Annotated in this window: 12 protein-coding genes and 1 pseudogene; 8 read left to right on the top strand and 5 right to left on the bottom strand. The window is 66.4% G+C overall.

The annotated features are described in order from the left end of the window. Positions 1–332, top strand: a 332-nt coding sequence (locus ACQKDV_RS13110) for an NADH-quinone oxidoreductase subunit C (RefSeq protein WP_427784152.1), incomplete at its 5' end; no start/stop codon positions are given. Then, positions 329–1,636, top strand: coding sequence for an NADH-quinone oxidoreductase subunit D (locus tag ACQKDV_RS13105; protein WP_427784151.1), 1,308 nt, complete (start codon positions 329–331; stop codon positions 1,634–1,636). The genes ACQKDV_RS13110 and ACQKDV_RS13105, both read left to right, overlap by 4 nt. A 27-nt stretch (positions 1,637–1,663) precedes the next feature. Here the strand turns inward: ACQKDV_RS13105 and ACQKDV_RS13100 are convergent. Continuing rightward, positions 1,664–2,250, bottom strand: a pseudogene (locus tag ACQKDV_RS13100) (THUMP domain-containing protein); the annotation flags it as partial. A gap of 145 nt (positions 2,251–2,395) precedes the next feature. Then, positions 2,396–2,923: a hypothetical protein gene (locus ACQKDV_RS13095; RefSeq protein WP_427784150.1), complete on the bottom strand. Its 528-nt coding sequence runs from the start codon at positions 2,921–2,923 to the stop codon at positions 2,396–2,398. Between the two features lie 72 nt (positions 2,924–2,995). On the opposite strand from ACQKDV_RS13095, the gene ACQKDV_RS13090 reads away from it, so the two are divergent. Next, the gene (locus ACQKDV_RS13090; protein ID WP_427784149.1) at positions 2,996–3,562 is read left to right on the top strand and encodes an N-acetylmuramoyl-L-alanine amidase; all 567 of its coding nucleotides are present in this window, start codon (positions 2,996–2,998) and stop codon (positions 3,560–3,562) included. 188 nt (positions 3,563–3,750) lie between these two features. On the opposite strand, the gene ACQKDV_RS13085 is transcribed toward ACQKDV_RS13090, so the two are convergent. From ACQKDV_RS13085 to ACQKDV_RS13075, 3 genes are all read right to left on the bottom strand, one after another. Beyond that, a complete protein-coding gene (locus tag ACQKDV_RS13085; RefSeq protein ID WP_427784148.1) occupies positions 3,751–4,653 on the bottom strand; it encodes a sulfurtransferase in 903 nt (300 codons plus the stop codon). Continuing rightward, positions 4,650–5,462, bottom strand: coding sequence for a CoA pyrophosphatase (locus tag ACQKDV_RS13080; protein WP_427784147.1), 813 nt, complete (start codon positions 5,460–5,462; stop codon positions 4,650–4,652). Before ACQKDV_RS13080 ends, ACQKDV_RS13085 begins: the two co-directional genes overlap by 4 nt. A 208-nt stretch (positions 5,463–5,670) precedes the next feature. Further along, positions 5,671–6,372 (bottom strand): FKBP-type peptidyl-prolyl cis-trans isomerase N-terminal domain-containing protein, encoded by a 702-nt coding sequence (locus ACQKDV_RS13075; RefSeq protein WP_324808475.1) that lies wholly within the window; start codon positions 6,370–6,372, stop codon positions 5,671–5,673. 166 nt (positions 6,373–6,538) lie between these two features. On the opposite strand from ACQKDV_RS13075, the gene ACQKDV_RS13070 reads away from it, so the two are divergent. From ACQKDV_RS13070 to pstS, 5 genes are all read left to right on the top strand, one after another. Then, positions 6,539–7,333: an enoyl-CoA hydratase/isomerase family protein gene (locus ACQKDV_RS13070; protein WP_427784146.1), complete on the top strand. Its 795-nt coding sequence runs from the start codon at positions 6,539–6,541 to the stop codon at positions 7,331–7,333. A gap of 4 nt (positions 7,334–7,337) precedes the next feature. Further along, positions 7,338–7,691, top strand: a complete 354-nt coding sequence (locus tag ACQKDV_RS13065) for a hypothetical protein (RefSeq protein WP_427784145.1) — start codon at positions 7,338–7,340, stop codon at positions 7,689–7,691. Next, the gene (nth, locus tag ACQKDV_RS13060) at positions 7,691–8,377 is read left to right on the top strand and encodes an endonuclease III (RefSeq protein ID WP_427784144.1); all 687 of its coding nucleotides are present in this window, start codon (positions 7,691–7,693) and stop codon (positions 8,375–8,377) included. Before ACQKDV_RS13065 ends, nth begins: the two co-directional genes overlap by 1 nt. 389 nt (positions 8,378–8,766) lie before the next feature. After that, positions 8,767–9,978 (top strand): OprO/OprP family phosphate-selective porin, encoded by a 1,212-nt coding sequence (locus tag ACQKDV_RS13055; protein WP_427784143.1) that lies wholly within the window; start codon positions 8,767–8,769, stop codon positions 9,976–9,978. Between the two features lie 182 nt (positions 9,979–10,160). Further along, on the top strand, positions 10,161–11,180 hold the full coding sequence (gene pstS, locus ACQKDV_RS13050) for a phosphate ABC transporter substrate-binding protein PstS (RefSeq protein ID WP_427784142.1): 1,020 nt from the start codon (positions 10,161–10,163) through the stop codon (positions 11,178–11,180). Positions 11,181–11,314: the final 134 nt, after the last annotated feature.

Below are 11,314 nucleotides of genomic sequence, written 5' to 3'. Positions count from 1 at the left end.
AGCATGCGGGTGCTGCCCAGCGGCAGGCCCAGCACGGCACGCAGGTGGTTCTCGAGTTCGAGCGCGAAGCGTTCGACCTGTACGGCGTGATCTTCGAAGGTCACCCGGACCTGCGCCGGATCCTGACCGACTATGGTTTCGTCGGCCATCCGTTCCGCAAGGACTTCCCGCTCATCGGCAACGTCGAAGTCCGCTACGACGAAGAAAAGAAGCGCGTGGTCTACGAACCGGTCACCTCGGTGGAGCCGCGCGTCGGCGTGCCGCGCGTGATCCGCGACGACGCCCGTCTGCAGACCGCAGAAGGTGAGCGCGCGCAGGAGGCAGTGAAGTGAGTGAGTTCCATCAAGCCCACCAGGCATTTGCGAGCAACCCGGCCGAACTGCGCCAGGAAATCCGCAACTACACCATGAACTTCGGCCCGCAGCATCCGGCCGCGCACGGTGTGCTGCGCCTGATCCTGGAAATGGACGGCGAAACCATCATGCGCGCCGACCCGCATGTCGGACTGCTGCACCGTGGCACCGAAAAGCTGGCCGAGTCCAAGCCGTTCAACCAGTCGATCGGCTACATGGATCGCCTGGACTACGTGTCGATGATGTGCAACGAGCACGCCTACGTGCGCGCCATCGAGACCCTGATGGGCATCGAGGCGCCGGAGCGTGCCCAGTACATCCGCACCATGTACGACGAAATCACCCGCATCCTCAACCACCTGATGTGGCTGGGTTCCAACGCGCTCGACCTGGGTGCGATGGCGGTGATGCTGTACGCCTTCCGCGAGCGCGAAGAGCTGATGGACTGCTACGAAGCGGTCTCTGGCGCACGCATGCACGCGGCGTACTACCGTCCGGGCGGTGTCTACCGCGACCTGCCGGACCACATGCCGAAGTACAAGGAATCGCGCTGGCACAAGGGCAAGGCGCTGAAGCAGCTCAATGCTTCGCGCGAAGGCTCGCTGCTGGACTTCCTGGAAAACTTCACCGTCGAGTTCCCCAAGCGCATCGACGAATACGAAACCCTGCTTACCGACAACCGCATCTGGAAGCAGCGTACCGTCGGCATCGGCGTGGTCACTCCGGAACTGGCCCACCAGTGGGGCATGACCGGCGTGATGCTGCGCGGCTCGGGCATTGCCTGGGACCTGCGCAAGAAGCGCCCATACGCCAGGTACGATGCCGTCGATTTCGATATCCCGCTGGGCAAGGAAGGCGACTGCTACGACCGTTACCTGGTCCGCGTTGCCGAAATGCGCGAATCCAACCGCATCATCAAGCAGTGCGTGGCGTGGCTGAAGGCCAATCCGGGCCCGGTGATGGTGAAGAACTTCAAGGTCGCTCCGCCCAAGCGCGAGGACATGAAGGACGACATGGAAGCGCTGATCCACCACTTCAAGCTGTTCAGCGAAGGCTACTGCGTACCGGCCGGTGAGACCTATTCGGCGGTGGAAGCCCCGAAGGGCGAGTTCGGCTGCTACCTGGTCTCCGATGGCGCCAACAAGCCGTTCCGCGTGCACCTGCGTGCACCGGGCTTCGCCCACCTGTCTTCGATCGATTCGATCGTTCGCGGCCACATGCTGGCCGACGTGGTGGCGATGATCGGTACCTACGACCTGGTGTTCGGCGAGGTTGACCGGTAATGCCGTCCGCCACGCCAACGCCCGCTGCAGGCCGCCACCGGCAGCGTGCAGGCGCGGCCATTGCGCGCGCAGCAGCAGCGCGGCGGCCAGGTTTTCCTTCAGCGGTGCTTCGTGGGCGGCACCACGCCAGCCACGGCGGTGCAGCGGGCCACCGCCCAGATCGATCGACAGCGAGGCACGGCCCTTGCGCAGCGACAGGTTCACGCGCACGTCGGGCAGGTCGGTGTTGACCGAGGGGCGTTCCAGGCCTTCGTCACGCATGCGATCGACGATGGCGTCCTTGATCCGCTGCGCCGCGAAGCGCGCATTGGTATCTTGTCGCCGGACACGTGCGCATCCACCGCCAGGGTCATTTCAGGCTTGATGTGCTCGTGCCACGGCAGCGCGCGCACGCCGTCGTACAGGGCCTGCTCGTCCGGGCACTCGAATTCGTCGATGGGCCACAGCACGCGGCTGGCCAGGCGCGACCACATCACGATCCGCAGCGCCTGCGCCAGTTCGCCATCGGCGTTGACGCCGGCAATGGTGGCAGTGGCCTTGCCAAGGCCCAGGGCCGACAGTTCATCGGCAAGCAGGTATTCCAGGCCCTTGGCGCAGGAGACGAAGAATTTCACGGAATCGGTTCGCAGGTGGTCGGGCGCAGCACAGAGGCCGGGCCAGTCGGAAGGGAGGGCCGTGGACACGGCCGGCAGGCCCGCGCCGGGGGCGGCGGGGCTGCCATTGTAGTCAAAGCGGGCGGGCGCGCCGTGCGCCCGGGCTTCACAGCTGGCGCAGCAGGCGCTCGAAGGCCTGCGCGGAGGCTTCCACGTGGCGTTCCAGGCGGTGGCCGTCATCGACCAGCAGCAGCTGCGCCGAGCGCGCCTGCGCCCAGGCGATCACCCCGGCAGCCGGGACCACATCGTCGTGCCAGGCCTGGACCACGGTGGTCGGCACGGCAGCGGCGTCCAGCGCCGGCATCGGGCCCATGGTGGTGGGCGGCACCATCAGGAACAGGCCGGCCACCGGCACCTGCAGCGAAGCGATGCCGGAAATGTAGGCGCCCAGGCTGGAGCCGGCCAGCACCACCGGGCCCTGTTGGGCAGCCTTGGCGGCGTGCTCGACCAGGCGGCGCAGGCGCGTCGGAACGTCGCCGACACGGCTGACCTCGCTCATGGCGTCCAGGTCGGTGTAGTCGGGGCGCTCGTGGGTCCAGCCCAGGCGCTCGGCAACCTCAGCCAACGCGGTGACCTTGGTGGCCTCCGGGCCACTCTCGAAGCCGTGGGACAGGATGCAATGGCCGCGGCTCATGCATGCGCTCCGAGGGAGCTGTTTAACGTCGATCGGGAAGGCAGGTTCATCCTGCAATGCTAGCATCGCCGCATGCCCACCCCGCTCCTGCCCGGCCTGCAGCTGCAGCCCCTGCCCTACCACGACCGCCTGCCCCTGCGCGATGCCGACAGCCTGCGGATGGTGGTGATCCACTGCACCGAACTGCCGGACCTGGCGATGGCCCGCGACTACGGCGAGCGCGTGCTGTACGACAGCGGCGCGGGCAACAGCGGGCACTTCTACATCGACCGCGATGGCAGCGTGGTGCAGTACGTGGCGCCGGAGCGCATCGCCCATCACGTACGCGGCATGAATGCTGACAGCGTGGGCATCGAGCTGGTCAACACCGGTCGCTACCCCCACTGGTTCGACAGCCGCCACCAAGCGATGGACGAGCCGTATACCGAGGCGCAGCTGGTGGCGCTGGAGGCGCTGCTGCAGGCGCTGGTGGCGCGCTACCCGTCGCTGCAGCGGATTGCCGGGCATGACCAGCTGGACCTGGAACAGGTGCCGGCCAGCGACGATGCCGCGCTTACAGTGCCACGCAAGCGTGATCCGGGCCCGTTGTTCCCGTGGGCGCGCGTGCTGGCGAAGGTGCCGCTGAAGGGGTTGGGCTAAGGGTTTGCAGGGCCGCGCCCTGCACCTGCCGAATCAACGTCAACGTCAAAGCCTGCCTTCCGCGGGATGGCAGGGTGGCCAGTGAATCCACGCCATGCGTGGATGAACTCCGCATCGACCGGAACGTGCCCTGGTAGAGTCGAGCGTTGCTCGACTGCGCTTCCTGCGGATTCAGACCCCGCGCGTCTTCAGGCTCCGGTGGCGACCGGGCGCGTGCTGTCGCTGACCCAGCCGCTCCACGAATCGGCGTAGATGCGGGCACCACACAGGCCGGCGCTTTCCATCGCCAGCAGCAGGTGGCAGGCGGTCACGCCGGAACCGCACATCAGGACGACACGCCCGGGGTCCTGGTTGCCGATCACGCCCTGCAGTTCGGCACGCAGTTCCTGCGGGTCGCGCAGGCGGCCGTCGAGGACGTTCAGGGCGAAGGGGCGGTTGACCGCGCCGGGCACGTGGCCGGCCACCGGGTCCAGCGGCTCCACGTCGCCACGGAAGCGCTCGCCGGCACGGGCGTCGACCAGCCAGCCCGGGGCGTGCTTGAGGCGCGCAGCAACCTCGTCGGCCGAGGCGACCTGGGCGGTGTCGAAGCGACCCGGATACGGCGGCCGCGCCGTGACCTCGCTGTAGCCAGTGACCAGCGGCTGGCCAGCGGCCTGCCAGGCGGCGATACCGCCATCCAGCACCGCCACCCGGGTGTGGCCGAGCAGGCGCAGCAGCCACCACAGGCGTGCAGCGGCCATGCTGCCATCGCTGCCGTCGTAGACCACCACCTGGGTGTCCGGGCCGATGCCCCACTGCCCGACACGGGCAGCAAAAGCATCGGTTTGCGGCAGCGGATGGCGGCCGTGCCCCACGCGGGACAGGTCGGACAGATCACGATTGAGATCTGCATGCACCGCACCCGCGATGTGCCCGGCGGCGTACTGCCCTGCCCCGGCCTGCGGATCGGCCAGGGCCGCGCGTGCATCCACCACGCGCACGGCGGCGCTGGCGGTGGCCCGCGCATCGACCACATGCACGCCATCGCCCAGCTCAGCGGCCAGGGTGGCGACATCGACCAGGGTGGTCCACGGCGGATCGATCGGCTTCATTGCACTTGCTCCAGGCGACGACGCAGGTTGTAGAGAATGGCGGCCGTCGCGCCCCAGATGCGCTGGCCCGGCCAGCCATACTCCAGGACATGGCGCACGCGCCCGCGATGGTTGATTTCAACCTGGCGCAGGTTGTCGGCGGCCATCAGGTAATCCAGCGGTACCTCGAACACTTCGGCCACTTCACTGGGCTGTGGCACCGGCACAAACGCCGGATCGACCACCGCCACCACCGGGGTCACCCGGTAGCCAGTGATGGTCACGAAAGGATCGAGGTAACCCAATGCCTGCACCTGGCCCGGGGCCAGCGCGATTTCTTCCTGGCTTTCACGCAGTGCGGCGGCCAGGGCATCACGGTCGTCCGGTTCAGTGCGCCCCCCGGGAAACCCGACCTGGCCACCGTGGGTCCGCAGGGTTTCGGTGCGGCGGGTGAGGATGACCTGGGCGCCCCCGGCACGCGGTACGATGCCCGCCAGTACGGCCGCTTCCACCGGCGGACCGGGTGGCAGCAGGTCACTCAGTTCGCTGCGGTTCCAGCCATCCCCCTGCGGCGGTTCGGCCAGCGGGTGCAGCGCGCGCAACAGGCGTTCGTGGTCGGCCAGTGATCCGCGCAGCGATTGCTGCAGCTGTTCGCGCAGGGGCTGCACGCGGTGGAGGATGCGGCTGCGTTCGAGGTCACTCATCGACGACCATCCTGCGATTTCATCGATATACCGCCCGCACCCGGCGCATTGCCGGTTGTGATCCAGCTTGCACACTCCAATGCAGGGGCTTGCAACGACACGCGCCGGGTCTTCCGTAGTTTGCACCCTGCAACAGTAGCGCGAATGGTTGCGGTTGGGGACGATTGCGACAGGGGGATGCGTCGGTAGCGTCGACGGTAGAGTCGACTGTCAGTCGACCAGCGCGCAGCACGGGGAGAGCAGTCGACCAACGGTCGACTCTACCTGGACGCACGGCACGCAAACAGAAACGCGCCGGTGGAAGCCACCGGCGCGTTGCGTGCACTGCTTCGATTTACTTGACGCTGACCAGCTTGACTTCGAACTGCACTGCCACGTTCGGCGGGAAACCGGTGCGCGGGTCGGCACCGTAGGCCTGGTCCGGCGGCAGGGTGATTTCCCACTTCGAACCGGCCGGCATCTGCAGCAGGGTCTCACGCATGGCCTTCATTTCGACTTCGCTGACCTTGATCGACGGAATCTGCTGGGCCGGACGGGCTTCGGTCGGACGCTGGCCGAACGGGTACGGGCCGGCCACTTCCAGCTGCACGGTGCTGGCCTGGGTCGGCTTGGCGCCCTTGCCGGCTTCGATCACGCGGTACTGGACGCCGCTCGGCAGCGACTGCACGCCTGCCTTGGCCTTGTTGGCCGCAACGAACTGGTCGCTCTTGGTCTTGTTTTCGGCAGCGGCCTTTTCGTACTCGGCCTTGGCAGCCTGGGCACGGCTCTGCTCGCGCTTCTGGAAGGCTTCAACGGCCGGCTTGAGCTGGTCGGCAGTGATTGCCGGCTGCTTCTTGGCGTAGGCGTCCTGCAGACCCTTCACCACCGAGTTGATGTCCAGCTGCTCACCACGGGCGGTCAGCTCAGCCAGGTTGTTGCCGTAGTCGTAACCGAAGTAGTAGCTCAGCTTGCCCTTTTCGGACGAGACGTCCTGGGCGAAGGCATTGCCCGTCAGGGCCAGGGCCGCGACGGCGACCGCGATAGAACGCAACTTCATCAAACAGTTCTCCAGGGGTGGTAACTCAGGGACGTTCTGCGCCGCCCTGAGGCGACGGGTTAGGATACCGGCCACAACGTGTAACCGCTACTGACCACGCAGGCTTTGACCCATCTGCGTTTCAAGAGTTCAATCTCACTTTTTTTTAACGTTTCAGGAGTTTTCCGTGGCTACCGTCCCCACCGCCGCCCCTGTTGCCGTCACCGATGCGGGTGCCATCCGCACCATCACCGTGCAGCGCCCGGAAAAGCTCAACGCCCTCAATGCCTCTACCCTGCGGGCGCTTGCCGAGGCCTTCAGTGCCGCTGCGGCAGCGCCGGACGTGCGCGTGGTGGTGCTGACCGGCGCCGGCCCGAAAGCCTTCGTGGCGGGTGCCGACATCGCCGAGATGAACGCCCTTAGCGCGGTTCAGGGACGTGATTTCTCGCTGCTCGGGCAGACGCTGATGCGGCAGATCGAGCGCATGCCCAAGCCGGTCATCGCCCGGGTGAACGGCTTCGCGCTCGGCGGCGGGCTGGAACTGGCCATGGCCTGCCACCTGCGCATTGCCGCCGATACCGCCAAGGTGGGCCAACCGGAAATCAACCTGGGGCTGATCCCGGGCTTCGGCGGCAGCCAGCGCCTGCTGCGCCTGTGTGGCCGCGCCGCCACCCTGGAACTGTGCCTGCTGGGCACGCCGATCGACGCCGCGCGTGCCCTGACGCTGGGCATCGTCAACCAGGTGGTGCCGGCAGCCGAACTGGACGCCCGCGTGCAGGACGTTGCAGAACAGCTGGCACGCTCGGCACCGCTGGCCCTGCGCGGCCTGCTCGATGCCGTGCACGTGGGCGGCGAATGCAGCCTGGACGCCGGCCTGGAATTCGAAAGCGCACAGTTCGGCCTGCTGTTTGCCACGGAGGACATGCGCGAAGGCACCAGCGCCTTCCTGCAGCGCCGCCCGCCGGCTTTCCAGAACCGCTGATCCCATGGCATCCCGACCCAATCCCGCGCAGTTGTTTGCCCGGGTCCAGGCAGACGATCTCGATGGGGCCCTGCAGGCCGGCCTGATGGACTACATCGCCGCTGATGCCGACGCACGCCTGCTGCCCGGCCACCCGGAACTTCCGCAACGGCTGCTGCAGGCACAGGCTGACCTGCGAACGGCCTGGGCCGCACGCGAACGCTATCGCGCACGCGCCGTACGCCTGGCACGCCGCGAGGCCGAACGTGATGCACGCCGCACACCTGCGCCAGCGCCCGATGTGAAACCCGCGCTGCCCGCTGCGGCGGCCGCGATCCTCGCACGGGCCAAGGCCCGCGCTGCAGGCAAGGAACAGTAATGGCCACTGCGAAGAAAACCACGCGCGCACCGGTGCGCCGCGGCAGCGTGATGCCGCGCGCCGACGTGGTGGAGATGTTCACCCGCCTGCGCGAACTCAACCCGCACCCGAAGACCGAGCTGGAATACAGCTCACCGTTCGAGCTGCTGGTGGCTGTCGCACTGTCGGCGCAGGCCACGGACGTGGGCGTCAACAAGGCCACCCGCCGCCTGTTCCCGGTGGCCAATACGCCAGCGCAGATCCTCGCGCTGGGTGAGGACGGTCTGAAGAAGTACATCGCCACCATCGGCCTGTTCAACGCCAAGGCGAAGAACGTGATCGCCACCTGCGCGATCCTGCTGGAAAAATACGGTGGCGAAGTGCCGCGCGATCGCGAAGCGCTGGAAGCCCTGCCCGGCGTTGGCCGCAAGACCGCCAATGTGGTGCTCAACACGGCCTTCGGCGAACCCGTGATGGCGGTGGATACACACATCTTCCGCGTGTCCAACCGCACCGGCCTGGCACCAGGAAAAAATGTGCGTGAAGTGGAGGACCACCTGGTCAAGGCGATTCCGGCCGAGTTCCTGCTGGACGCGCACCACTGGCTGATCCTGCATGGGCGCTACGTGTGCAAAGCGCGCAAGCCGGATTGCCCGGGCTGCGTGATTGCCGATCTCTGCCGGTTCAAGGAAAAGACGACCGCGTAAGTGCGCGTGGCCGGGGTCGGATCCAGGGTCGGATCCCATTCGCAGAAGGGGCGCTGACCCGACGACCGGAAAGCATCCACGCATGGCGTGGATCTACCTCTTGACGGACGCAAAGCATCCACGCATGGCGGGGATCTACCTCTTGACCGACGCAAAGCATCCACGCATGGCGTGGATCTACCTCTTGGCCGACAGAAAGCATCCGCGCATGGCGTGGAGCTACTGCAATCCGTGCGCAACCGCAGCGTCACACGCAGGCGTTTACATCATCAGCCCCTGACGCAACGGGGCCTGCGGCGGATGTCTGCCGCGCGTGAACTGTCACATTTACGCAATCTTTACCTTCTAGCCTGCGCGCATCTTCCCACCTGCCTGCAAGGCTCCTTCCCATGAAACTGCATCACCAACTCCTGACGGTGGCCGTGGCTGCTGCGCTGTACGTGCCGGCTGCACACGCTGAAGTCGCCATCGATGTGATCGGCGGTTCGGAAATCACCTTCGAAGGCCTGGTCCAGGCCGACGGCAACTGGTTCGACAATGACGTCGTGGACCTCAACGGCGGTGACGCCGGCAACGGCAAGGACAGCGAGTTCGAACTGCGTCGAGCCGAGCTGGTACTCAAGGGCAAGGGCCCGGGCAACGTGGAATGGGTGGTCGGCTACGACGCCAAGGCCGACAAGTTCCTCGACACCAATGTGAAGTACAAGCTGCTGGGCAACGCCAACCACTTCATCCAGGCCGGCCAGTTCAAGCAGCCCAACAGCCTGGAAGAGCTGTCCAGCACCAAGAACAACGACTTCATCTCCAAGGCGGCGGTCACCAACACCTACGCCGTTGCCCGTCGCCTCGGTGGCGCCTACAGCTACGGCCAGGACAACTGGTCGGTCACCGCCAGCGCCTTCGGCCGCGAACTGACCCGCAACCTGGCCCACGGCAGCGGCTACGGCGCGCGCGGCACCTTCGCGCCGATCAACGAAAAGGGCCAGGTCCTCCACTTCGGCCTGAGCTACGTCGACTATGACGCCGACGCTGACACCCTGCGTGTGCGCGCCCGTCCGAACGCCGACCTGGCCACCGCCCGCCTGGTCGACAGCGGCAACATGACCGACACCGACCGTGTCAGTACCCTCGGCGCCGAAGCGATGTACTTCCAGGGTCCGTTCAAGGCCCAGGCCGAGTACTACAGCAGCAAGGCCAAGCGCTACGACCACGACAACTACACCAGCGACGGCTACTACGTCAGCGGCGTGTGGAACGTCACCGGCGAAACCTGGAGCTACAAGGGCGGCACCCCGGGCACGGGCCTGCCGAACAACCCGGCAGGCGGCCAGTGGCAGCTGGGCGTGCGTTACGACCACATGGATCTGAACGACGGCAACCTGTCGGCCAATCCGGTGGCCGGTCGCCCGCCGATCGTCGACGGTGTGCTGGGCGGCAAGATGGACATCTGGACCGTCGGCGCCAACTGGTACTGGCGTTCGAACTTCAAGTTCATGCTGAACTACGTGATGGTGGACAGCAAGAAGTACAGCTCCACCGCCCGCGGCTTCGTCAACGACGATCCGAACATCCTGGAAGCCCGCGCGCAGTTCTTCTGGTAAGACCATACGCGTGCGTTGCAACGAAAGGCACGGCTCCGGCCGTGCCTTTTCCGTTGCCTGCGCAGGCCGCGCGCGCTGTCACCGCAACGTCATATGACAGACGCAGGCGTGTCACGCAACCGTTATGGAATGTGCACCGAAACGTCGGGCAACCGCCCTTCGACCACCCAGGAGTCCCTCCCGTGATCCACGCCTTCAAGTCGCGCGCCGCTGTCGCCATCCTGGCCGCATCGTCCGTGTTTGCCGCCAACGCCGCCGATGTCACCGGCGCGGGCGCCTCGTTCATCTACCCGGTCATGTCCAAGTGGTCGGCGGACTACAGCACCGCCACCGGCAAGAAGGTCAACTACCAGTCGATCGGTTCCGGCGGTGGTATCGCCCAGATCAAGGCGGCGACCGTGGACTTCGGTTCGTCCGATGCCCCGCTGAAGCCGGAAGAGCTGGCAGCCGCCGGCCTGGCCCAGTTCCCGTCGGTGATCGGTGGCGTGGTGCCGGTCATCAACGTGGCCGGCGTCGCCCCGGGCGCGCTGAAGCTGGACGGCCCGACCCTGGCCAACATCTTCCTGGGCAAGATCAAGACCTGGAACGACCCGGCCATCGCTGCCCTGAACAGCGGCCTGACCCTGCCCAACGCCAAGATCACCATCGTCCACCGTTCGGACGGTTCGGGCACCACCTTCAACTTCGTCAACTACCTGTCCAAGGTCAGCCCGGAGTGGAAGAGCAAGGTTGGTGAAGGCACCTCGGTGCAGTGGCCGGCCGGCATCGGCGGCAAGGGCAACGAAGGCGTCGCCGCCTACGTGAAGCAGATCAAGGGCGGCATCGGCTATGTCGAACTGTCCTACGCCCTGCAGAACAAGATGTCCTACGCGGCGATGAAGAATGCCGCCGGCAGGATCGTGCAGCCATCGGATGCCTCGTTCTCGGCCGCGGCCGCCAGCGCTGACTGGGCCAATGCCAAGGACTTCTACCTGGTCATGACCAACGCCCCGGGCGAGCAGGCGTGGCCGATCACCGCCACCAATTTCATCCTGGTGCGCAAGCAGCCGAAGAACGTGGTCGGTGCCAAGGCGACCCAGGAGTTCTTCCGCTGGATCTACAAGAACGGTGATGCGCAGGCCAAGCAGCTGGACTACGTGCCGCTGCCGGACAGCCTGGTCAAGCAGATCGAGACCTACTGGACCCAGAACCTGAAGTACTGAGCAAGGCGTTCCCCCGCAGGAACGGGGGTCGGCGGGTCCTCTCTCCCCCGCCGGCCCCAACCGGGCGCTGGACCTTGTGGTCTGGCGCCTTTCTCGTTTGGGTGGCCTCGCTCCGTAGAGTCGAGCCATGCTCG

The sequence above is a fragment of the Stenotrophomonas sp. NPDC077659 genome (genome assembly GCF_050268705.1).
Lineage (GTDB): Bacteria > Pseudomonadota > Gammaproteobacteria > Xanthomonadales > Xanthomonadaceae > Stenotrophomonas.
Note: the sequence above shows the minus strand (reverse complement) of the source record. Positions and strands in the feature narration are given on the sequence as shown.

What these genes read in the sequence shown, in the direction of transcription:
- ACQKDV_RS13095 (WP_427784150.1), bottom strand. Translation starts at nt 2,923, where the DNA reads ATGAGCCGCGGCCATTGCATCCTGTCCCACGGCTTCGAGAGTGGCCCG.
- ACQKDV_RS13090 (WP_427784149.1), top strand. Translation starts at nt 2,996, where the DNA reads ATGCCCACCCCGCTCCTGCCCGGCCTGCAGCTGCAGCCCCTGCCCTAC.
- ACQKDV_RS13085 (WP_427784148.1), bottom strand. Translation starts at nt 4,653, where the DNA reads ATGAAGCCGATCGATCCGCCGTGGACCACCCTGGTCGATGTCGCCACC.
- ACQKDV_RS13075 (WP_324808475.1), bottom strand. Translation starts at nt 6,372, where the DNA reads ATGAAGTTGCGTTCTATCGCGGTCGCCGTCGCGGCCCTGGCCCTGACG.
- ACQKDV_RS13065 (WP_427784145.1), top strand. Translation starts at nt 7,338, where the DNA reads ATGGCATCCCGACCCAATCCCGCGCAGTTGTTTGCCCGGGTCCAGGCA.
- nth (WP_427784144.1), top strand. Translation starts at nt 7,691, where the DNA reads ATGGCCACTGCGAAGAAAACCACGCGCGCACCGGTGCGCCGCGGCAGC.
- ACQKDV_RS13055 (WP_427784143.1), top strand. Translation starts at nt 8,767, where the DNA reads ATGAAACTGCATCACCAACTCCTGACGGTGGCCGTGGCTGCTGCGCTG.